The sequence below is a fragment of the Micromonospora sp. WMMA1947 genome (assembly GCF_027497355.1).
Classification (GTDB): Bacteria; Actinomycetota; Actinomycetes; order Mycobacteriales; family Micromonosporaceae; genus Micromonospora.
In genome coordinates, this window is the sequence record NZ_CP114909.1 from 2,936,797 (window position 1) to 2,956,776 (window position 19,980).

Sequence of the window (19,980 nt, forward strand, 5' to 3'; positions counted from 1 at the left end):
AGGACGCCGCGATGGCGGTCAGCAGCACCCCGACCCGTCCCGACACCCCGGCGCCTGCCGCCCGTGCGCCCCGCCGGCCACGCGGCGAGGGGCAGTGGGCGCTCGGACACCGTGAGCCGCTCAACCCCAACGAGCGGATCAAGAAGGACGACGACCCGCTGAACGTGCGGGACCGGATCGAGAACATCTACGCCCACCGCGGTTTCGCCTCGATCGACCCGCAGGACCTGCGCGGCCGGTTCCGCTGGTGGGGCCTCTACACCCAGCGCAAGGCCGGCATCGACGGCGGGCGTACCGCCGTGCTGGAGCCGCACGAGCTGGAGGACGAGTTCTTCATGCTCCGCGTCCGGGTGGACGGCGGCCAGCTCAACCTGGCCCAGCTCCGCGTGATCGCGGACATCTCCCGCGAGTTCGCCCGGGACACCGCCGACATCACCGACCGGCAGAACATCCAGTACCACTGGATCCGGGTCGAGGACATGCCGGAGATCTGGCGCCGGCTGGAGGCGGTGGGCCTGCAGACCACCGAGGCGTGCGGCGACTGCCCCCGGATCGTGCTGGGCAGCCCGGTCGCCGGGGTGGCCCGGGACGAGGTGCTCGACCCGACCCCGGCGATCGACGAGATCGTCCGCCGGTACGTCGGCGACAAGGCGTTCTCCAACCTGCCCCGCAAGTTCAAGACCTCGATCTCCTGGCTGGTCGACACCCCGTACGAGGCGAACGACATCTCGTTCCTCGGCGTGGAGCACCCGGAGCACGGTCCCGGCTTCGACGTCTGGGTGGGTGGCGGGCTGTCCACCAACCCGATGCTGGCCAAGCGGCTCGGCGTCTGGGTGCCGCTCAACGAGGTGCCGGACGTCTGGGCCGGTGTGGTCGGCATCTTCCGCGACTACGGCTACCGCCGGCTGCGCAACCGGGCCCGGCTGAAGTTCCTGGTCGCCGACTGGGGCGTGGAGCGGTTCCGCGAGGTGCTGGAGAAGGAGTACCTGGGCCGCACGCTGCTGGACGGTCCGGCCGCGGAGCTGCCGGCGAAGCCGGTCGACCACATCGGTGTGCACGCCCAGCGTGACGGCGCGAACTACGTCGGCGCGGCCCCGGTGGTGGGCCGCGTCTCCGGCACCCAGCTGGCGCAGCTCGCCGACGTGGTCGAGGCGCACGGCAGCGGCCGGGTGCGGCTCACCCCGTACCAGAAGCTGCTCGTGCTGGACGTGCCGCCGCAGCGGACCGAGGAGCTGGTCGCGGCGCTGCGCGGGATCGGCCTGGAGGCCCGGCCGTCGGCCTGGCGGCGCGGCACGATGGCCTGCACCGGTATCGAGTTCTGCAAGCTGGCGATCGTCGAGACCAAGCGGCGCGGCGAGGAACTGGTCGCGCGCCTGGAGGAGCAGCTGCGCGACTTCGACGCGGACATCTCCATCCACCTCAACGGCTGCCCGAACGCCTGCGCCCGCACCCAGGTCGCCGACATCGGGCTCAAGGGCCAGCTCGTGGTCGGCCCGGACGGCCGGCAGGTCGAGGGCTTCCAGGTGCACCTCGGCGGCGGCCTCGGCATGGCGCAGGGGCAGACCGCCGGTTTCGGCCGCAAGCTGCGCGGTCTGAAGACCACCGCGGAGGAGCTTCCGGCGTACGTGGAACGACTGGCCCGCCGCTACCTGGCCGGCCGGACCGAGGGCGAGACGTTCGCCAACTGGGTGATCAGAGTCGACGAGGAGGAGCTCCGATGAGCGATGCCCGATCCGCGCCTCTCTACTGCCCGTACTGCGGTGAGGAGGACCTGCGGCCGCACGAGGCCGGGCACGGCGCCTGGGAGTGCCACGCCTGCGCGCGGGTCTTCGCGGTGAAGTTCACCGGCCTGCTGAGCCGGGCGGTGACCCGGTGACCGGCCTTGTCTCGGCCGCCGGCCTCGGGCTGATCGGTCCGGCCGCGCCGGCCCGCCGCGACCCGGACGAGCTGCGCGCGCTGGCCGAGGAGGCCGGCCGGGAGCTGGCGGACGCGCCCGCGCTGGAGATCGCGCGGTGGGCGGTGGAGACGTTCGGCGAGCGGTTCTGCGTGACCAGCTCGATGGCCGACGGCGTGCTGGCGCACCTGGTCTCCCGGGTCGCGCCCGGCGTCGACGTGGTGTTCCTGGACACCGGGCTGCACTTCCCGGAGACGTTGAAGGTCCGCGACGAGGTGGCCCGCCGGATGCCGGTGCGGGTGCGCTCGATCCGGCCCCGGATGACCGTGGGGCAGCAGGACGGCCAGTACGGTCCGCGCCTGTTCAACAGGTCCCCGGACGACTGCTGCCAGCTGCGCAAGGTGGAGCCGCTGGAGCGGGCGCTGTCCGGGTACGACGCCTGGGCCGCCGGGCTGCGCCGGGACGAGTCGCCGACCCGGGCGAACACGCCGGTGGTGGGCTTCGACGCGCGGCGCGGCAAGGTCAAGGTGAACCCGATAGCGGCGTGGACGCAGCGGGAGGTGGACGCCTACGTGGCCCGGTACGACATCCCGGTCAACGAGCTGTTCGCCCGCGGCTACGGCTCGATCGGCTGCTGGCCGTGCACCCGGCGGACCCGGGCGGGGGAGGACCCGCGTTCCGGGCGCTGGGCGATGTTCGAGAAGACCGAGTGCGGCCTGCACACCTGAGCGCCGGGCCACCGGTGGTGCTGGTGGCCCACGGCAGCCGTGATCCGCGCGCGGCCGAGGCGACGCGGGCGCTGGCCCGCGCCGTGGCGGACACCTGCCCCGGCCGTCCGGTGCTGCCGAGCTGGCTCGACCACACCGATCCCGGGCCGGCCGAGGTGCTGCGCGGGCTGGCCGCCGACGGCCACTCCCGGGCGGTCCTGGTGCCGCTGCTGCTGACCGCCGCGTACCACCGGAAGGTGGACATCCCGGCGGCGGTCGCGGCGGCCGGCGCGGACATCGAGGTACGGGTGACCGACGTGCTGGGGCCGACCGGCGACGGGGTGGACGGCGGGCTGCTGGGCGGGCTGCGCCGACGCCTGGCGGAGGCGACCGGCGACGGGCCGGGCGGGCTGGACGCGGTGGTGCTGGCGGCGGCGGGCACCCGGGATCCGGCGGCGCGGGCCTCGGTGGGCCGGGTCGCGGCGGCGTTCGGTGCCGGGCTGGGCCTGCCCTGCCGCGTCTCGTACGCCTCGGCGGCGCCTCCGGAGGTCGGCGACGCGGTGGCGCGACTGCGCGCGGCGGGCGCCCGCCGGGTGGCGGTGGCGGCCTACTTCCTGGCCCCGGGCCGGTTCCACGACGGGGTACGCGCGTCGGCCCGGTCGGCCGGCGCGGTGGCGGTGGCCGATCCGCTGACCGACCTGCCGGAGCTGGCGGACCTGGTCCGGCGGCGGGTGGAGGCGGTGGCGGGCTGACCCGGTCCGGGACAGCAGAACGCCCCGGCCGGAATCCCGGCCGGGGCGGTCAGCGTGTACGGGTCAGGCGGAGTGAGCGCGCAGCACCCGGAGACCGCCGCGGCGCTTCACCGCGCGGCGCTCCTCTTCGCTCATCCCACCCCAGACGCCGGCGTCCTGACCGGACTCCAGCGCCCACTGCAGGCACTGGTCGGTCACGGGGCAGCGCCGGCAGACGGCCTTCGCCTGCTCCACCTGCAGGAGGGCCGGACCGGACGTCCCGATCGGGAAGAACAGCTCCGGGTCCTCGTCGCGGCAGACCGAATCGTGGCGCCAGTCCATGGCGGCAACACTCCTCATTCTTAGTGGGTGGCCAGATAACGCTTCGTTGCTTTTTCTATTTGCGTCCGCATTGCCGAATGGTGACGGTCAGCATCCATCAATTCGGCGCTGCGTGAGCAGGCTGCGGGGCCGGGGACCTGCTGGAACAGCTCAACCGAACGAGCATATCCAGGCAATGTCCCGGCAACACGAGTTCGCTTGTGAATACTTTCACGAACTACAGCGATGTCAAGGGTGACGCTCGGAAAAACTCCGAACAGTGAGCGGGCTCACCACCCATTTGTCCGGGTTTGCCAGAGCCCTGGTTACCCGGCGTGCCACAGTCGTTAATCAATGTAGTACGGTCTGCGTGAGGTTGCTGACATTTCCGGCACCCTTCCTCGGCGTGGCGGCCACCGCGCCCGCGCGGCGGGGGGTCCGCGTCAACCGACTGGGATACCCGAGACCTAGCAGATTACTCTCAGTGCGGCCGGTACGGATGTGAATCGGACTTTCTCCCGCTCGCCGAGGTAGTCCCCGTCCAGTTGGAACGGCAACGGACGCTCCGAGACCAGCGTGAACTCGGCCACGTCGTGCAGCCGCAGCACCTGCTTGCCGTGCGGATCCGGTCGTTTCGAGAAGAACTGCGCCGCCGTACGGGCCGTGCTGGCCACCCGCAACCGCCGCAGCGCGAGCACGTCGAGCCCCAGGTCGAACGACGCCTCCGGGTTCGGGTTGATCTCCCGGTCGCCCAGGTACGTCCACGGCGCGGTGTTCTGGATGATCGCGGTGGCCAGATCCGTGTCGGGCGCCTCACCCGGGCGCTCCAGCCTGATCGACGGGTGGCGGCGGTCCGAGCCGACGAAGTACTGACTCGCGGTGGAGCGGAAGTAGAGCGCCGGAGTGGAGACGCGCCCCTTCTTGCGGGCCTGTTCCACCCGGCGGATGACAGCCGCGTCCAGCCCGAAGCCGGCGCAGAACGTGAAATAGCGGTCGTCGGCCCGGCCCAGCCCGATCGTGCGGGACCGGCCCAGCCGCAGCCCCTCCAGGATCATGCTGGTGCCGTCCGGCCACTCCCGGGGCAGCCCGAGCGCGCGGGCGAAGACGTTCGTCGAACCGCCCGGCACGGTGGCCAGCGCGGGCAGCCGCTCGGCCGAGGTCTGTCCGGTGCGGAACGTCGGCGGCTCCGCCGCCATCAGGCCGTTCACCACCTCGTTGACGGTGCCGTCGCCGCCGAGCGTGACGACCAGGTCGACGCCCTCCTGGGCGGCCTCCCGGGCCAGATCCATGGCGTGGCCCCGTCGGCGGGTGTACCGCACCGACAGGTCGACTTCACTGCGCAACGCCCGGACCAGCACGTCCCGGCTGCGCTCGCTGGTGGTGGTGGCCTTCGGATTGACCACCAGGACGGCCCGCATGGGCGGCACTGTACCGCGACTACCCACCGGTATCGTGGCGCCCGTGACGATCGACTCCGACCCGCTCCCCGGCACGCTGCGTGCGGCGGTGCTCCTGCTACGTGTCCAGGCGGTGGCGCTGGGGCTGATCGCGGTGTGGCTCATCTGGTCCGACCTCACCGCCGACACGACGGACCTGACCTCGGCGCTGCTGGTGACCGTCTTCGCGGTCGGCGGCGCGGTGGCGCTCTGGGCGCTCGGCGGCGCGCTGTCCCGCCGCCGCGCCGGGGCCCGCGCGCCGGCCATCGTGCTCCAGCTCATGCTGCTGCCGGTCGGCTGGTTCATGATCGAGGGCGGGATGGGCTGGCTCGGCGTACCGCTGATCGCGCTCGGGATCGGCATGGTCGGGCTGCTGGTGAGCGGTCCGACGAACCGCGCGCTGGGCTTCGGTGAGCCGGCCGGCTGAGAGCCCGCGGGGCCTGGACGCCGCCGGCCGCTTGTTGGTCAGAAGCCGCCGGCGCGGCGGGTGAGCAGCGAGATGGTGGCCCGGCCGCCGGACGCCTGGGCGTTCGCCCCGCTGGTCAGCGCGGTCAGCACCTTCCAGGCGAACGACGACTCGGACGGCAGCGTGGCGCCCCGGACCGTCGGCACCGTCACCTCGACGGTGAGCGCGTCTTCGGTGACCGCGAACCGGCACTCCAGCTCGGCGTCGCGGGTGGCGATGGCGAGCAGCATGGCGCACGCCTCGTCGACGGCGATACGCAGATCCTCGATCTCGTCGAGGGCGAACTGGAGCCGGGCCGCGAGCCCGGCCGTGGCGGTGCGGAGCACGCCGAGGTAGCCACCGTCGGCGGGCACGGTGAGATGGACGACGTCGTCGTCGGTCGCCGGGTGCCCGGTCAGTTGAGTCACGGCTCCTCCCCCCGGTGCGGGACTCTACCCGGTCAGGGGGCCGACCGCGTGGGCGCGGCCGTCGCGTGCGTGGCGAGCTCGCGCAACGCCGGCCCGGCCAGCCGGTACGGGGTCCACTCGTCCATCGGCGTGGCGCCGATCGCGGCGTAGAAGCGGGCCGCCGGGTTCCAGTTGATCATCCACCACTCCAGCCGCTGGTAGCCCCGCTCGACGCAGATCGCGGCGAGGGTGGCCAGTAGCATCCGGCCCGCGCCGGTGCCCCGGGCGTCCGGGCGGACGTAGAGGTCCTCCAGGTAGATGCCGTGCACACCGGCCCAGGTGGAGAAGTTGAGGAACCAGAGCGCGAAGCCGACCGGCTGGTCCGACGCGTCGACGGCGACGTGGCCGAACAGCGCCGGGGACGGGCCGAACAGGGCCGCCTCGAGCTGTGCCGCGGTGAGATGGCACTGCTCGGGCGCGCGCTCGTACTCGGCGAGTTCGTGCACCATGGCGACGACGGCCGGTACGTCCTCGGGACGTACCGGCCGGATCGTCGGAGTGCCGTCGGGCGACGTCACGCCTGCTTGGTCTCCCAGAAGATCTTCGAGATCTCGTCGATCTTCGCCAGCAGCTCGTCGGCCTTGGCCGGGTCGGTGCCACCCTTGGCGCCGGCTGCGCCGGCCAGCTTGGTGGCCTCGTTGAACAGCTGGTGCAGGTGCGGGTACTTCTCGAAGTGCGGCGCCTTGAAGTAGTCGGTCCAGAGCACCCACAGGTGGTGCTTGACCAGCTCGGCCCGCTGCTCCTTGATCAGGATGGCGCGGGTGCGGAACTCCGGGTCGGTGTTGGCCTGGTACTTCTCGCAGATCATTTTGACCGACTCGGCCTCGATCCGGGCCTGGGCCGGGTCGTAGACGCCGCAGGGCAGGTCGCAGTGAGCGCTGGCCGTCACCCGGGGCGTGAGGATGCGGGGAAGGCGCATCAGGGTCCTCCATGGGTTGTTTGCGATGATCCAAGACGACATTACTCCTGGAGACGCCCTCGGGGGCTGGGAGGTGACATGGCGCCCACCGGTGGACTACCGGCCCTGCGCGGCCCGCTGGTGCCGGTGCTGGTGACCGGCCCCTCCATGGCCCCGGCGCTGCGTCACGGCGACGCGGTCCTGGTGCGCACCGGAGGCCGGCCGGTACGCCCCGGTGACGTGGTCGTCGCGGTGTTCCGCAGCCGTCCCGACCTGCTCGTCGTCAAGCGGGCGGTGGAACCGCGCGACGGCGGATGGTGGTTGCGCGGCGACAACGAGTTCGTCACCGACGACTCCCGGGCGTACGGGGTGGCCGACGTCCGCGGCCGGGTGGTGGCCCGCTGGTGGCCGCGCCCGGGACGGGTCAGGAGCAGGTAACGACCGGAGCGGATATGACCCCGCTCACATACTGGGCGCCGGTGCGTGACTATGCTCGAAAAGTGCCCGGGTGACCCCCGCACCGCCGCGCCGCCGGTCGCTGACCACCGCTGACCACGCCGGCCGGTCCGTCTGCTCGACAGATCCTGGAGTCACCATGTCTTCGTCCACCCCGGACCCCGCCGATCCCGTCTTCCGCCTGCACGTCGGCGGCAAGATGGCAGTCGCCTCCACCGTGCCGCTGACCAGCCGTGAGGACCTCTCCCTCGCGTACACCCCGGGGGTCGCCCGGGTGTGTGAGGCGATCGCCGCCGACCCCGCGCTCGCCGACACCTACACCTGGGTGTCGCACACCGTCGCCGTGGTCACCGACGGTTCCGCCGTACTCGGTCTGGGCAACATCGGCCCGCGCGCCGCGCTGCCCGTGATGGAGGGCAAGGCGGTGCTGTTCAAGCAGTTCGCCGGCGTGGACGCGGTACCGGTCTGCCTGGACACGCAGGACGTGGACGAGATCGTCGCGACGGTCAAGGCGCTCGCGCCCTCGTTCGGCGGGATCAACCTGGAGGACATCAGCGCCCCGCGCTGCTTCGAGGTGGAGCGCCGGCTCGACGAGGCGCTGGACATCCCGGTCTTCCACGACGACCAGCACGGCACCGCGATCGTGGTGCTCGCCGCGCTGCGCAACGCCGCGGCGCTGCTCAACCGCAAGCTCGGCGACCTGCGGGTGGCGGTCAGCGGCGCGGGCGCGGCCGGGGTGGCGGTCACCAAGATGCTGATCGCCGGCGGCGTCGACCCGGACCGGGTGGTGGTGTGCGACTCGCGCGGCATCATCGGCCGGCACCGCGAGCTGACCGGCACCAAGGCCGAACTGGCCGAGATGACGAACGCCGACGGGCGGCAGGGCGACATCACCGAGGCGCTGCGCGACGCGGACGTGCTCGTGGGCGTCTCCGGCGGCCAGATCCCGGAGGCGGCGGTGGCCGGCATGGCCCCCGGCGGCATCGTGTTCGCGCTCGCCAACCCCACCCCGGAGGTGCACCCCGAGGTGGCCGCCCGGCACGTGGCGGTCGTCGCCACCGGGCGCAGCGACTACCCGAACCAGATCAACAACGTGCTCGCGTTCCCCGGTGTGTTCCGGGGCGCGCTGGACGCCGGGGCCACCCGGATCACCGACTCGATGAAGGTGGCCGCCGCCGACGCCATCGCCGGGGTGGTGGCCGAGTCGCTGACGGCCGACGCCATCGTGCCGTCGCCGCTGGACCCGCGCGTCGCGCCGGCGGTGGCCGAGGCGGTCGCGGAGGCCGCCCGCCGCGACGGTGTCGCCCGCCGCTGAGATGCAAGGAAGGGGCCCTTCCTAACGCCTCCGGTAGAGGAAGGGCCCCTTCTTAACTGCTGCTCAGCTTGTTACCGTGCCGATCATGCGTGCTGCCTATGCCTCGGCCTTCGACGCCGACAACCCGCTCGCCGCGCTCGCCGTCGGCGACCGTCCCGAGCCGACCCACCCGCAGGACGACTGGGTCACCGTGCAGGTACGGGCCAGCTCGCTCAACCACCACGACCTCTGGTCGCTGCGCGGCGTGGGCCTGACCGCCGGCCAGCTCCCGATGATCCTCGGCTGTGACGCGGTCGGCACCGACCCGGACGGCAACGAGGTGGTCATCTACCCGGTCGTGCCCACCCCCGGTGACCCGCGCGGGGTCTCCATCCTCTCCGAGCACTACCAGGGCACGTTCGCCGAGCTTGTCGCCGTACCCCGGATGAATTTGCTGCCGCTGCCCGACGGCCTGTCGGCGACCGACGCGGCGTGCCTGCCCACGGCCTGGCTCACCGCCTGGCGGATGCTGACCACCAAGGGCCGGGTCGCCGACGGCGAGTCGGTGCTGGTCCAGGGCGCCGGCGGTGGCGTGGCCACCGCGGCTGTCGCACTCGGCGTCGCGCTCGGCAAGCGGGTGTACGCGACCAGCCGCGACGCCGCCAAGCGGGAGCGGATCACCGAACTGGGCGCGACCGCGCTCGAACCGGGCGCGCGGCTGCCGGAGCGGGTCGACGTGGTGATCGAGACGGTCGGCGCGGCCACGTTCGACCACTCGCTGAAGTCGGCCGCCCCGATGGCCCGGATCGTGGTCTCCGGCGCCACCGCCGGGCACGAGCCGAAGATCAACCTGCGCCGGGTCTTCGCCATGCAGCTGGAGATTCTCGGCACCTCGATGGGTACGCCGGACGAGCTGACCGAGCTGCTCGCGTTCTGCGCCGAGCACGAGGTGCGCCCGGTGGTCGACCGGGTGGTGCCGTTCAGCGAGATCTCCGAGGCGTTCGCCCGGCTGCACTCCGGTGAGGTCTTCGGCAAGGTGGTCGTCGACCACACCGCGTGACGCGCGCGGCGCGCGCCGGCCGCGCGGTCGGCGCGGAAGGCTTGTTAAGTGAGTGTTTGAGATTCCGGCTCAGGTGTGGGTTGCCTGGGCCGGTTTCGTGTGTCGGGCCAGGCGGGTGACCATGACGTGGATCATGGCCCAGGTAACGAAGGCGGCGTGGCTGGCCGGTAGGCGTTCGTAGTCGCGGACGCAGCGGCGTTTCTTGCTGATCCAGGCGAAGGTGCGTTCGACGACCCAGCGGCGGGGCAGCACGACGAAGGTGTGTTGTCCGGGGAGTTTGCGGACCAGGTGCACGGTGAGGTCGAGGGCGTGGCGGGCCCAGGTGCTCAGGGTGCCGATGTAGCCGCCGTCTGCCCAGAGCAGGCGTAGGCGGGGGTGGAACAGCCGGGTGCGCCAGAGCAGGTCCCGGGCGATGCTGCGGTCGTTGACGTGCGCGCCGGTGACCATGACGGCCAGGAGTAGGCCCATGGTGTCCACGACGATGTGGCGTTTACGGCCGTTGACCTTCTTCGCCACGTCGAAACCGCGGCTGTGTCGGGGCACGGTGTCCGCGGCGCGCACCGACTGAGAATCGATCGCTCCGGCGCTGGGATGCGCGTGCCGTCCGGCGGCGGTACGGCACTGCTCCCGCAACCGGTCGTGCAGACGCATCAACGTGTGGTCATCGCGCCATCGAGCGAACCACCAGTACACCGTCCCCGGGGGCGGGAACTCCCGCGGCAGGGCCCGCCACGGACAACCGGTGCAGGCCACATACAAGATCGCCGTGACGATCGCCCGCATCGGATGCGACGGCGGCCGCCCCCGCCGACCGACCGACACCGGCGTGACCAGCGGCGCGATCAACGCCCACTGCGCATCGGTCAGATCACCGGGATACCGCCGCCGCACCGCCCGTTCCCGTTCCCGCCGCACCCGCTGCGACGGATAACGGCGGGGCGACGCGGACGGCGTGACAGTGATCGGGTACAACGTCATCAGAAGGCCCTCGGTATGGAAACGGTTGGCTCGACACCACCGGACCTACCGAGGGCCTTCCCTCACCTCAACCCAACACGCCGCCGCACCCCAAATCTCAAACACTCACTAAGAAGGGGCCCCTTCTCTACCGGAGACGTTAAGAAGGGGCCCTTCCTTACAGGCGGTCGTCGAGGGTGGCCAGGTTGCCCCGGGCGGCGTCGGCCGGGAGGCGCTTCTTCGCCGCCGGGTCGCCGTAGAGCGTCCAGCGGAGGAACTCGACTGTGGTGTCGGCGACCACGCCCAGCGCCTTGCCGTCGCCCAGCAGCGCCCGGCCGTGGTCGCCCTTGGGCAGGCTGAGCATCGCCTTCGGCCACGGCACCGCGTCGAAGACGGCCTTGCCCGCCGCGTACGACACCACCTCGTCGGCCTCGCCGTGCACGAACAGCTGCGGCGCGGCGGCACCGGCGAACGCGGTACCCACACCGAGCGCGGTGCCGGCGAAGACGATGCCCGCGTCCAGCCGCTCGTCCCGGCCCGCGGTGAACAGCCCGATCGTGGTCACGCCGCCGGCGCTGTGGCCGGTCGCGGCCACCCGCTCCGGGTCCAGCCGGCCGCGCAGCGGATCGCCCGCCTTCTCGCCGAGGGCGAGCACCTGCGTCAGCACGTACGACACGTCGGCCGGCTGGTTGAGCACGTCCAGCGGGTTGCCGTCGGTGCCCCGGGAGGTGTGCGGGAACCGCGGCGCGGCGACCACGAACCCGGCCGCCACCCAGCGGGTCAGCAGCGCCTGGTAATCCTCCGGCCGGGCACTGAGCCCGTGGCTGAACAGCACCACCGGGAACCGCCCGTCCGCCGCCGGGGCGGAGCGCTCGACCGCGCCACCGGCCGCGCCCGCCGCCGGGTACCAGAGGGTCACCGGCAACGGCCGGTCGCCGTCGCGGTTCAGCTTCACCTGGCGTACGCCGACCGCGAAGCTCTCCGTGGGGGCCTTGCCGGCGGGTACGCGCGGAGCGGATGTGGTGGTCGTCGGTGGGGCGTCGGGGGCGGGCCGCTCGGCGGGGGCACTGGGCTGCTCCGAGCAGCCGGCGAGGGCGGCGCCGAGCACGGCGGCGGTGAGCAGGGCGACGGGACGACGGCGCATGAACTCGATTGTGCCTCGCGATTCCGGCCATCAGGTGCGGTCACCGCGCCGGGTGACCACCCGCTGACGCCCGGAGGCGAGCCAGGTCGGCCGCGTCCTTGGCCCGGCGGGGGCGCTCCGGCATCCAGACCGGGAACATCTCCTTGAACTCGATCTGCGCCGCGACGCTGATCACCGGCGCCGCGAGCGTGCCGATCCGGCCGGGCGGCCCGGCCAGCATGCCGTCCGGCAGGGGCGTGCCCGCCCACGGTCCGGCGCCGACGACTTCCCGGATCGCCCCCAGCTGCCGCCCCTCTGTCCCGTCCACCCCGGCACCGTACCCACCCGCCCCGGGGGGCCGCGTCGATCATGAAGTTGACGGCATCGGCTGCCCGGTTTGTCGCCGCCAACCTCATGATCGTCGGCGACGGAGAGGGCGGGTGGTGGTCAGGTGGGCAGGGAGCGGGTGGTGAAGGTCGTCTGGTCGGGGGCGGTGGCGTCGGCGGGGAGGCGGCGCAGGGCGGCGCGGTCGGCGTAGAGCGTCCAGCGCAGGAAGTCGGTGGTGGTGGCGAGCACCTGGGGGAAACCGGGCCGCCCCGGTGTCAGGTACTCGCCGTGGCCCTGACCGGTGAGGCTCAGGAAGGCGGCCGGGCCGAGACAGCGGGCGTACGCGGCCCGGCCGATCGACTCCGGCACGATCCGGTCGGCGCTCCCGTGCACGAACAGCATCGGCGCGAGCGGCCGGGACAGCCCGGCGACCATCCGGCCACCGGCGATCACGAGTCCGGCGCGCAGCGGGTACGGCTGCCCGGAGGCGAACATGCCGAGCGTGGTGTGACCGCCGGCCGAGTGCCCGGCGGCGGCGAACCTGTCCACCGCCAGGTGCGCGCCGAGCGGATCCCCGGGGCGGGCGCCGAGGCGGACCAGGTGGCGGATCAGTCGCCAGGCGTCGGCGGGCTGGTTGCGGACGTCCTCGCGGGTGAACGGGCGGGCGCGCTGGTTCGTCCGCGGGTAGGTGGGCGCGACCACCACGAACCCGGCGGCGGCCCAGCGGCTGGTCAGCGCCGCGTGCAGGGCGGGCAGGCTACGCAGCCCGTGGCTGTAGAGCACCACCGGGAACCGTCCGGCGGCGAACGGGGCTCCCGGCCGGACGCGCGGGCCGGGGCTCGCCGGTGCGGCGCGGCCGGATCCGGAGGGAGTGGCGACGACGGACGGCAGAGCCGAGACGCGGGGCCCGCGCGGGCTCGACAGCGCCGGCGCGTGATCGGCACCGGCCGAGCCGGAACTATCCGGAAGAGGCCCGGCCGAAGGCGCGTCGGCCGAAAGTGGGTCGGCCGAGCCGGAACCGGCCGAGCCGGGACCAGTCGAGCCGGAACCTGCCGAGCCGGGGCCGGCCGGGTGCGGCGGTGGGGGAGACGGTTGCGCCGGGTACCAGACGGTGACCGGCAGCGGACGCCTGCCGTCCGGGTCGAGCGTGAACTGCCGCATCCCGACCGCGTACGGGCGCTCCGGCGCGGGTCCGACGCTCCCCGGGACCGGGTCGGAGGTGGCCACGGCCGGGCCGCAACCGGCCAGCAGCGCCGTCATCAGCGCGGCGACCAGCCGCTGCCCCCTCACACCTGCACGGTAGGCAGCCGAGCGGTCAGCCCGCGCCCGCCGTCCGGGCCGGTCGGCACCGCCACCCGGTCGGCTCCCGCCTCCACCGGGTGGCCGGGTTTGCCCGATCCCGTCGACCGGATCCGCAGGTGGCGGCCCGGCGGGGCGGACCGGTCCGGTGGGCTTCGCTAGGGTCAGCCGCATGGCTGAGGACTACACCGACCCGAGTGGCAACACCGCGCAGTTCCGCGCATTCGTCGATTCTCCCGAGCCGGCCGCGTCGGCGGCGGCGCCGTCGCGCCTGCCGCTGATCGCCGGTGGGACCGTCGCCGCCGTCGTGGTGATCGCCCTGGTCGCCTGGATCGCCCTGGGCTGACCGGGCCGACCGCCGTCGATCCTGGCCCGTCCGGCCCGAGAGGCCCGTCCGGTCCGCGCCGAAAGGCCGGGGCGCACGCGATCAGACGGCCAGCACCTCGCGGGTCTCGCGGGCGATCTCCCGCTCCTCGTCGGTGCCGACCACGAGCACCGCGACCTCCGCGCCGTCCGGGGAGACGACCCGGTCGCCGTGGCCGTCGTTGCGCGCCGGGTCGACGGCGACGCCCAGCCGCTCCAGCCCGGCCAGCGAGGCAGCCCGGACCGGTGCGGCGTGCTCGCCGACCCCGGCGGTGAACGCGATCGCGTCCACCCGGCCCAGCAGTGCGTAGTACGCGCCCACGTAGCCGGTGATCCGCCGGCAGTAGACGTCGAACGCCAGCGTCGCGTCCGGGTCACCGGCGGCACGCCGGGCCAGCACCTCGCGCATGTCGTTGGCACCGGTCAGCCCGAGCAGGCCGCTGCGGTGGTTGAGCAGGTCGTCGATGTCGTCCACGACCATGCCGCCCTCGCGCCGCAGGTGGAAGATGACTGTCGGGTCGAGGTCGCCGCTGCGGGTGCCCATCACCAGGCCCTCCAGCGGGGACATGCCCATCGAGGTGGCTACACTGCGCCCACCCTGGACGGCACACGCGCTCGCCCCGTTGCCCAGGTGCAGCGTGATCGTGTTGATCTGGTCGTACGGGCGGTCGAGCAGGTCGGCGACGCGACGCGAGACGTACGCGTGCGAGGTGCCGTGGAAGCCGTACCGGCGGACGCCGTAGCGCTCGGCGGTGGCCTTGTCGATCGCGTACGTGGCGGCGGCCTCGGGCAGCGTGTGGTGGAACGCGGTGTCGAAGACGGCCACCTGCGGGGTGTCCGGCAGCGCCTCCAGCGCGACCCGGATGCCGGCGAGGTTGGCCGGGTTGTGCAGCGGGGCCAGCGGCACCAGGTCCTCGATGGCGGCGACGACCGCGTCGTCGATGCGTACCGGCTCGCTGAACTTCCGCCCGCCGTGCACCACCCGGTGGCCGACGCCGGCCAGGCCGGTCAGGTCGAGCCGGCCGATGATCTCCCGGACGGCGCTCTCGTGGTCGGCCGGGCCGCCGCCGGGTTCGCCGATCCGCTCGACGGTGCCCTTGTCCAGGATGTCGTCGCCGTCGTACAGCCGGTACTTGACCGACGATGATCCGCTGTTGAGGACCAGGATGCGGCTCATTCCGACGCCTCCGCGGCGGCCTGGATGGCGGTGATCGCCACCGTGTTGACGATGTCCGGCACGGTGGCCCCCCGGGACAGGTCGTTCACCGGCCGGTTCAGGCCCTGCATGACCGGCCCGACCGCCACCGCGCCGGCCGACCGCTGCACCGCCTTGTACGTGTTGTTGCCGGTGTTGAGGTCTGGGAAGATGAACACCGTGGCCCGCCCGGCGACCGGGCTGTCCGGCAGCTTGGTGGCCGCCACCTGCGGGTCGATCGCCGCGTCGTACTGGATCGGGCCCTCGACGAGCAGGTCGGGCCGGCGTTCCCGGACCAGCTTGGTGGCCGCCGCGACCTTCTCCACGTCGGCGCCCGCGCCGGAGCTGCCGGTGGAGTACGACAGCATCGCCACCCGCGGTTCGATGCCGAACCGGGCCGCCGTGTCGGCCGAGGAGATGGCGATGTCGGCGAGCTGGTCGGCGTCCGGGTCGGGGTTGACGGCGCAGTCGCCGTACACCAGCACCCGGTCGGCGAGCAGCATGAAGAAGACGCTGGAGGCGACGGAGACGCCGGGCACGGTCCGGATGATTTCGAAGGCCGGGCGGATGGTGGCGGCGGTGGTGTGGGTGGCGCCGGAGACCATGCCGTCGGCGTGGCCGGTCTGCACCATCATCGTGCCGAAGTAGTTGGCCTGCGCCACGATGTCGTGCGCCAGCTCGACTGTGACGCCGCGGTGGGCGCGCAACCGCGCGTACGCCTGCGCGAACTCGTCCCGCCACGGGCTGGTCACCGGATCGACGACCTGGGCGTCGCCGAGGTCCACGCCCAGCTCCCGGGTGCGGCGGGCGATCTCGTCCGGGCGGCCGAGCAGGGTGATCTCGGCGACGCCCCGGCGCAGCAGCACCTCGGTCGCGCGCAGGATCCGCTCGTCCGCGCCCTCGGGCAGCACCAGCCGGCGGCGCCGGGCGCGGGCCCTGTCGATCAGGTCGTTCTCGAACATCAGCGGGGTCACCCGCGCGGACCGGCTGACCCGCAGCCGGCGGGCCAGGTCGTCGGTGTCCACGCAGCGCTCGAACGCGCCGAGCGCGGCCTCGACCTTGCGCGGGTTGGCGGTGCTGGGGCGGCCTTCGATGCGGCTGGACGCGGAGACCGTGTCGTAGCTGTCGCTCGGCACCGACAGCACCGGGAGCCCGGTGTTCATCCGCTCGACCAGGCGCATCGCGCGGGGGTCGGGCTGCTCGCCGAGCGTGAGCACCAGCCCGGCCAGCGAGACCTGCCCGGCGACATGCGCGGCGCCGGCGGCCACCAGCAGGTCCGCGCGGTCGCCCGGGGTGATCACCAGAGCGCCGTCGGTGAGGTGGTCCAGCAGGGTCGGCACGTGCGCCGCGCCCACCACGTAGTCGAGCACGTCGCGGTCGAGCGCGGTCTCGTCGCCGGTGAGCACCGTGCCGCGCAGCGCCGCCGCCACCTCGGCCACCGTCGGCGCCGACACGGTCGGCACCTCCGGGATCGCGTACGCGGGCACCGGCAGCTCGGGCAGCGTCATGGGCTCCGGCACGCGGTTGGCCAGCGCCGCGATCACCGTCGCGCCGAGGTCCACCAGATCGTGGTACGCGCCACGCAGCGCCGCCGCGATCGCGTCGGGCGTCTGCCCGAACCCGTCCACCACGGGCACCACGACGCTGCCGAACTCGGTCGCGAGCCGGGCGTTGAAGGCCAGCTCGCGCGGGCCGGTGCCGTCGCCGTAGGCGAAGTCGCTGCCCACCACGACTATCGCCGGGCAGCGCCGTTCGACCTCGCGGTAGCGGGTGACGATCCGGGAGATCAGCTCCTCCCGGCGGCCGTCCGCGACGAGCGCGCTCGCCTCGGCGTATGTGGCGCCGTGCAGCTCGTCGACCGGCAGGTCCATCCGGTAGCGCTCGGTGAGCAGAGCGAGGATCGGGTCGGTGCCGTCACCGGCGACGAGCGGCCGGAACGCGCCGATCCGTTCCACCTGCCGGGACAACAACTCGGCCAGCCCGAGGGCCACCGTCGATTTTCCCCCGCCCGAGCCAACGCCGGTCAGGTACACGCTGCGCGCCACGGCAACCAACCTACAAGATCGAGGTCGGTGCTGTCCGTTCTGCCTGGTCAGCGCGGCTAGCCGGGGGAGAAGGTGGGAATTTTTCGCATCTACACTTGGCCTTGTGGAAGGCCCGACAGCACTGATTCCCGTCGTACCGGAATCGCCCCCCGTCTTCGTAGACCCGAGCGGGCGGCGACGCCGGCGGCTGCGCCGTCTCGCCTACTGCGCGGGTGCGGCGGGTGTGATCTACACGGTCATGGTGGGAGCCAGCTTCGCCGGCGGTCCGATCACCCCGGACAGCGTCATCCCGTTCGTCGAGCCGACCACCGAGCAGCGGCTGCCGTCGCCGAACCCGCCGGCGTCGCCCGCGCCCGCGCCGACCCGTCCCACGCCGGACACGCCCACCGACATCCGTACCGCTCCGGTGCGGGTGCCGGCCACCTCCGTCGCCCCCGCCACCACGGTCCCGCCGAGCCCTCGGTATCCCCGGCCGACCCGGACCGCCCCGACCGAGCCCCGGCCCGTCCGGACGCCGGCCACCACCGCGCCGCCCACCGCCCCCACCGCCGAGGTGCCGCCGCCCGTTGTCGACCCGCCGTCCGTCGTCGACCCGCCCGCCGCGCCGGTCGCGCCCGCCGATGAGTGACCAGGCGCCCGCGCGTCCGAACCCGCCGACAAGCGAGCAGCCCACAGTCACGCTGGACCCCCGCCGGGTGCACGCCGCCCGCCGGCACAGGGCCGGGCTGCGGCCGGACGACGCGCCCACGGTCGTGCCGGCCGTCCGGCAGATCCCCGGAGCGCCGCAGATCCCCGGCCCGCGCCGGTCCCGTGGGCGGCGTCTGCTGCCCCGGCCGAGCTGGGCCCTGGTCGCCATGGTCGTGGTCGTCCTGGCCGGTCTGCTGGTCGTCGAGGCGTACACGAACGCCGCGTTCGTACCGGACAACCGGGTGACGCCCGGCAGTCAGCGGGAGGTTCCCAGCTCGGTGATCGGGGGCGGCCCGATCGTCAACGTCGGCGCGGAGGGCCGCACCCAGTCGCACCGCCTGCCGGAGGGCACCGTCGCGCTCACATTCGACGACGGACCCGACCCCCGGTGGACGCCGGAGGTGCTACGCGTCCTGGACAAGTACCAGGTCAAGGGCACCTTCTTCGTCATCGGCTCGCAGGTGGTCCGCAACCCGGAGGTGACCCGCCGGCTGGTGGCCGAGGGACACGAGCTGGGCGTGCACACGTTCACCCACCCCGACCTCGCCGCGCTGCCGGAGTGGCGGCGGGAGCTGGAGTACGCGCAGACGCAGCTCGCCATCGCCAGCACCACAGGCGTCCGGCCGTCGCTGCTGCGCTTCCCGTACTCGTCCCGCGCGGACGCCTACACCGACCGGGACTGGCCGATGCTGCGGCACGCGGGCGAGCTGGGCTACCTCACCGTCGTCAACGACGTCGACAGCCGGGACTGGGAGCTGCCCCCGGTCGAGGAGATGGTCGCGAACGCCACGCCGGACGGGACGGCCGGCACGATCGCGCTGTGGCACGACGCGGGCGGCGACCGGTCCGGCACCGTGGCCGCGCTGGACCGGTACATCCCGGCGATGCTGGAGCGCGGGTACCGCTTCACCACGGTGAGCGAGGGACTCAACCAGACGTTCGCGGCCGCGGGTGTGTCCGGCCCGGTGGGCGGGCACACGGCGGCCACGCTCGACGAGCGGTTGCGGGGCCACGTCCTGGTCGGCGCGGTACGCGTGGCCGACGGCATGTTCGGGGTGCTCGGCGTCTTCTTCGTGCTCGTCGGGGTGCTCACCGTCGGCCGTACCCTGCTGCTGTTCGTCCTGGCCACCCGGCACGCGCGCCGTCGCCGTCGCCGCGACTGGTCCTGGGGCCCGCCGGTCACCGAACCGGTCTCGGTGATCGTGCCCGCTTACAACGAGCGGGAGGGCATCGCCGCGGCGGTCCGCTCGCTCGCCCTGGGTGACCACCCCGGCGGCATCGAGGTGGTGGTGGTCGACGACGGCTCGACCGACGGCACCGCCGACATCGTCGCGGCGCTGCGCCTGCCGAACGTCCGGGTCGTCCGCAAGCCCAACGGCGGCAAGCCGAGCGCGCTCAACACCGGCGTCGCGCTGGCCCGGCACGACCTGATCGTCATGGTCGACGGCGACACGATCTTCGAGCCGGACTCGGTCCGCCGGCTGGTCCAGCCGTTCGCCGACCCCCGCGTCGGCGTGGTCGCCGGCAACGTCAAGGTCGGCAACCGGCGCGGCCTGATCGCCAAGTGGCAGCACATCGAGTACGTCATCGGCTTCAACCTCGACCGCCGCCTCTACGAGACGCTGCGCTGCATGCCCACCGTCCCCGGCGCGATCGGCGCGTTCCGGCGCCAGGCGCTGGAGCAGGTGGGCGGCCTGACCGACGACACGCTGGCCGAGGACACCGACGTCACCATCGCCATCGGCCGCGCCGGCTGGCACATCGTGTACGAGGAGAGCGCCCGCGCCTGGACCGAGGCGCCGGCCACCATCGGCCAGTTGTGGAAGCAGCGGTACCGGTGGAGCTACGGCACCATGCAGGCGATGTGGAAGCACCGGCGCTCGGTGATCGAGAGCGGCCCGTCGGGCCGGTTCGGCCGCCGGTCCCTGTCGTTCCTGACGCTGTTCGGCGTGCTGCTGCCGCTGGCCGCCCCGGTGATCGACCTGCTCGCGATCTACGGGCTGATCTTCCTGGACCGCAGCGACACGGTGGTGGCCTGGCTGGCGATGCTCGCGCTCCAGTTCCTCACCGCGGTACTGGCCTTCCGGCTGGACCGGGAGAAGCTCGGCGTGCTCTGGGTGCTGCCGTTGCAGCAGTTCGTCTACCGGCAGGTGATGTACCTGGTGCTGCTCCAGGCGGTCGGCACCGCGCTGACCGGCGGCCGGCTGGGCTGGCAGAAGCTGCGGCGCACCGGAGACCTCCGGGTCGCCGGGCGGGGCGCGACCGGCTGACGCCC

The 19,980-nt window shown here is 73.2% G+C and carries 22 protein-coding genes; 11 read left to right on the top strand and 11 right to left on the bottom strand.

Annotated elements, in window-relative coordinates:
* Positions 1–11 precede the first annotated feature (11 nt).
* Genes O7604_RS14160 through O7604_RS14175 form a run of 4 tightly spaced genes read left to right on the top strand, consistent with a single transcriptional unit; the run spans position 12 to position 3,353 of the window.
* Positions 12–1,721 carry a nitrite/sulfite reductase gene (locus tag O7604_RS14160; protein ID WP_281579830.1) on the top strand — a complete coding sequence of 570 codons (1,710 nt, stop codon included), beginning with the start codon at positions 12–14 and terminating at the stop codon, positions 1,719–1,721.
* Positions 1,718–1,876, top strand: coding sequence for a hypothetical protein (locus tag O7604_RS14165; protein ID WP_013288361.1), 159 nt, complete (start codon positions 1,718–1,720; stop codon positions 1,874–1,876). Before O7604_RS14160 ends, O7604_RS14165 begins: the two co-directional genes overlap by 4 nt.
* Positions 1,873–2,622, top strand: a complete 750-nt coding sequence (locus O7604_RS14170; RefSeq protein ID WP_269704211.1) for a phosphoadenylyl-sulfate reductase — start codon at positions 1,873–1,875, stop codon at positions 2,620–2,622. The genes O7604_RS14165 and O7604_RS14170 overlap by 4 nt, the downstream gene beginning before the upstream one ends.
* Positions 2,604–3,353, top strand: a complete 750-nt coding sequence (locus O7604_RS14175; protein WP_269704212.1) for a CbiX/SirB N-terminal domain-containing protein — start codon at positions 2,604–2,606, stop codon at positions 3,351–3,353. Before O7604_RS14170 ends, O7604_RS14175 begins: the two co-directional genes overlap by 19 nt.
* 63 nt (positions 3,354–3,416) lie before the next feature.
* On the opposite strand, the gene O7604_RS14180 is transcribed toward O7604_RS14175, so the two are convergent.
* Both O7604_RS14180 and O7604_RS14185 read right to left on the bottom strand, forming a co-directional pair.
* Positions 3,417–3,674: a WhiB family transcriptional regulator gene (locus O7604_RS14180; RefSeq protein ID WP_013288358.1), complete on the bottom strand. Its 258-nt coding sequence runs from the start codon at positions 3,672–3,674 to the stop codon at positions 3,417–3,419.
* A 446-nt stretch (positions 3,675–4,120) separates the two neighbouring features.
* Complete coding sequence (locus O7604_RS14185) at positions 4,121–5,071, bottom strand: diacylglycerol kinase family protein (RefSeq protein WP_281579831.1); 951 nt, start codon at positions 5,069–5,071, stop codon at positions 4,121–4,123.
* A gap of 43 nt (positions 5,072–5,114) precedes the next feature.
* On the opposite strand from O7604_RS14185, the gene O7604_RS14190 reads away from it, so the two are divergent.
* Entirely contained in the window at positions 5,115–5,516 is a 402-nt protein-coding gene (locus O7604_RS14190) for a hypothetical protein (protein ID WP_269704214.1), read from the top strand.
* A 38-nt stretch (positions 5,517–5,554) separates the two neighbouring features.
* Here O7604_RS14190 and O7604_RS14195 read toward each other — a convergent pair whose 3' ends face one another.
* From O7604_RS14195 to sodN, 3 genes are read right to left on the bottom strand one after another with little or no spacing between them, the layout of a single operon-like run.
* Positions 5,555–5,962: an ATP-binding protein gene (locus tag O7604_RS14195; RefSeq protein ID WP_281579832.1), complete on the bottom strand. Its 408-nt coding sequence runs from the start codon at positions 5,960–5,962 to the stop codon at positions 5,555–5,557.
* A 32-nt stretch (positions 5,963–5,994) separates the two neighbouring features.
* The gene (locus O7604_RS14200) at positions 5,995–6,519 is read right to left on the bottom strand and encodes a GNAT family N-acetyltransferase (RefSeq protein WP_269704216.1); all 525 of its coding nucleotides are present in this window, start codon (positions 6,517–6,519) and stop codon (positions 5,995–5,997) included.
* Positions 6,516–6,920, bottom strand: coding sequence for a superoxide dismutase, Ni (sodN, locus tag O7604_RS14205; RefSeq protein ID WP_013288353.1), 405 nt, complete (start codon positions 6,918–6,920; stop codon positions 6,516–6,518). The genes O7604_RS14200 and sodN overlap by 4 nt, the downstream gene beginning before the upstream one ends.
* 78 nt (positions 6,921–6,998) lie before the next feature.
* Here sodN and O7604_RS14210 point away from each other — a divergent pair, with 78 nt between their 5' ends.
* The 3 genes from O7604_RS14210 to O7604_RS14220 all read left to right on the top strand — a co-directional run bounded on the left by O7604_RS14210 (position 6,999) and on the right by O7604_RS14220 (position 9,709).
* Entirely contained in the window at positions 6,999–7,337 is a 339-nt protein-coding gene (locus tag O7604_RS14210) for a S24/S26 family peptidase (RefSeq protein ID WP_269704217.1), read from the top strand.
* Positions 7,338–7,494: 157 nt separating this feature from the next.
* A complete protein-coding gene (locus O7604_RS14215) occupies positions 7,495–8,670 on the top strand; it encodes an NADP-dependent malic enzyme (protein ID WP_281579833.1) in 1,176 nt (391 codons plus the stop codon).
* A gap of 76 nt (positions 8,671–8,746) precedes the next feature.
* Positions 8,747–9,709, top strand: coding sequence for a zinc-binding dehydrogenase (locus O7604_RS14220; RefSeq protein ID WP_269704220.1), 963 nt, complete (start codon positions 8,747–8,749; stop codon positions 9,707–9,709).
* A 69-nt stretch (positions 9,710–9,778) separates the two neighbouring features.
* On the opposite strand, the gene O7604_RS14225 is transcribed toward O7604_RS14220, so the two are convergent.
* The 4 genes from O7604_RS14225 to O7604_RS14240 all read right to left on the bottom strand — a co-directional run bounded on the left by O7604_RS14225 (position 9,779) and on the right by O7604_RS14240 (position 13,406).
* Positions 9,779–10,687: an IS5 family transposase gene (locus tag O7604_RS14225; protein ID WP_281579359.1), complete on the bottom strand. Its 909-nt coding sequence runs from the start codon at positions 10,685–10,687 to the stop codon at positions 9,779–9,781.
* Between the two features lie 157 nt (positions 10,688–10,844).
* A complete protein-coding gene (locus tag O7604_RS14230; RefSeq protein WP_281579834.1) occupies positions 10,845–11,810 on the bottom strand; it encodes a chlorophyllase in 966 nt (321 codons plus the stop codon).
* Between the two features lie 40 nt (positions 11,811–11,850).
* Positions 11,851–12,117, bottom strand: a complete 267-nt coding sequence (locus O7604_RS14235; protein ID WP_269704222.1) for a hypothetical protein — start codon at positions 12,115–12,117, stop codon at positions 11,851–11,853.
* Positions 12,118–12,236: 119 nt separating this feature from the next.
* A complete protein-coding gene (locus O7604_RS14240) occupies positions 12,237–13,406 on the bottom strand; it encodes an alpha/beta hydrolase (RefSeq protein WP_281579835.1) in 1,170 nt (389 codons plus the stop codon).
* Positions 13,407–13,587: 181 nt separating this feature from the next.
* On the opposite strand from O7604_RS14240, the gene O7604_RS14245 reads away from it, so the two are divergent.
* Entirely contained in the window at positions 13,588–13,761 is a 174-nt protein-coding gene (locus O7604_RS14245) for a hypothetical protein (RefSeq protein WP_281579836.1), read from the top strand.
* An 81-nt stretch (positions 13,762–13,842) separates the two neighbouring features.
* On the opposite strand, the gene O7604_RS14250 is transcribed toward O7604_RS14245, so the two are convergent.
* Positions 13,843–14,955 (bottom strand): acetate kinase, encoded by a 1,113-nt coding sequence (locus tag O7604_RS14250; RefSeq protein ID WP_281579837.1) that lies wholly within the window; start codon positions 14,953–14,955, stop codon positions 13,843–13,845.
* Positions 14,952–17,027: a phosphate acetyltransferase gene (gene pta, locus O7604_RS14255; protein WP_281579838.1), complete on the bottom strand. Its 2,076-nt coding sequence runs from the start codon at positions 17,025–17,027 to the stop codon at positions 14,952–14,954. The genes O7604_RS14250 and pta overlap by 4 nt, the downstream gene beginning before the upstream one ends.
* A 214-nt stretch (positions 17,028–17,241) precedes the next feature.
* Here pta and O7604_RS14260 point away from each other — a divergent pair, with 214 nt between their 5' ends.
* Together O7604_RS14260 and O7604_RS14265 are read left to right on the top strand one after the other, a co-directional pair.
* Positions 17,242–17,646: a hypothetical protein gene (locus O7604_RS14260; RefSeq protein WP_281579839.1), complete on the top strand. Its 405-nt coding sequence runs from the start codon at positions 17,242–17,244 to the stop codon at positions 17,644–17,646.
* Positions 17,639–19,975: a bifunctional polysaccharide deacetylase/glycosyltransferase family 2 protein gene (locus O7604_RS14265; protein WP_281579840.1), complete on the top strand. Its 2,337-nt coding sequence runs from the start codon at positions 17,639–17,641 to the stop codon at positions 19,973–19,975. The genes O7604_RS14260 and O7604_RS14265 overlap by 8 nt, the downstream gene beginning before the upstream one ends.
* Positions 19,976–19,980: the final 5 nt, after the last annotated feature.

What these genes read in the sequence shown, in the direction of transcription:
- O7604_RS14165 (WP_013288361.1), top strand. Translation starts at nt 1,718, where the DNA reads ATGAGCGATGCCCGATCCGCGCCTCTCTACTGCCCGTACTGCGGTGAG.
- sodN (WP_013288353.1), bottom strand. Translation starts at nt 6,920, where the DNA reads ATGCGCCTTCCCCGCATCCTCACGCCCCGGGTGACGGCCAGCGCTCAC.
- O7604_RS14225 (WP_281579359.1), bottom strand. Translation starts at nt 10,687, where the DNA reads ATGACGTTGTACCCGATCACTGTCACGCCGTCCGCGTCGCCCCGCCGT.
- O7604_RS14185 (WP_281579831.1), bottom strand. Translation starts at nt 5,071, where the DNA reads ATGCGGGCCGTCCTGGTGGTCAATCCGAAGGCCACCACCACCAGCGAG.
- O7604_RS14245 (WP_281579836.1), top strand. Translation starts at nt 13,588, where the DNA reads ATGGCTGAGGACTACACCGACCCGAGTGGCAACACCGCGCAGTTCCGC.
- O7604_RS14230 (WP_281579834.1), bottom strand. Translation starts at nt 11,810, where the DNA reads ATGCGCCGTCGTCCCGTCGCCCTGCTCACCGCCGCCGTGCTCGGCGCC.
- O7604_RS14210 (WP_269704217.1), top strand. Translation starts at nt 6,999, where the DNA reads ATGGCGCCCACCGGTGGACTACCGGCCCTGCGCGGCCCGCTGGTGCCG.
- O7604_RS14265 (WP_281579840.1), top strand. Translation starts at nt 17,639, where the DNA reads ATGAGTGACCAGGCGCCCGCGCGTCCGAACCCGCCGACAAGCGAGCAG.
- O7604_RS14215 (WP_281579833.1), top strand. Translation starts at nt 7,495, where the DNA reads ATGTCTTCGTCCACCCCGGACCCCGCCGATCCCGTCTTCCGCCTGCAC.
- O7604_RS14250 (WP_281579837.1), bottom strand. Translation starts at nt 14,955, where the DNA reads ATGAGCCGCATCCTGGTCCTCAACAGCGGATCATCGTCGGTCAAGTAC.
- O7604_RS14180 (WP_013288358.1), bottom strand. Translation starts at nt 3,674, where the DNA reads ATGGACTGGCGCCACGATTCGGTCTGCCGCGACGAGGACCCGGAGCTG.
- O7604_RS14160 (WP_281579830.1), top strand. Translation starts at nt 12, where the DNA reads ATGGCGGTCAGCAGCACCCCGACCCGTCCCGACACCCCGGCGCCTGCC.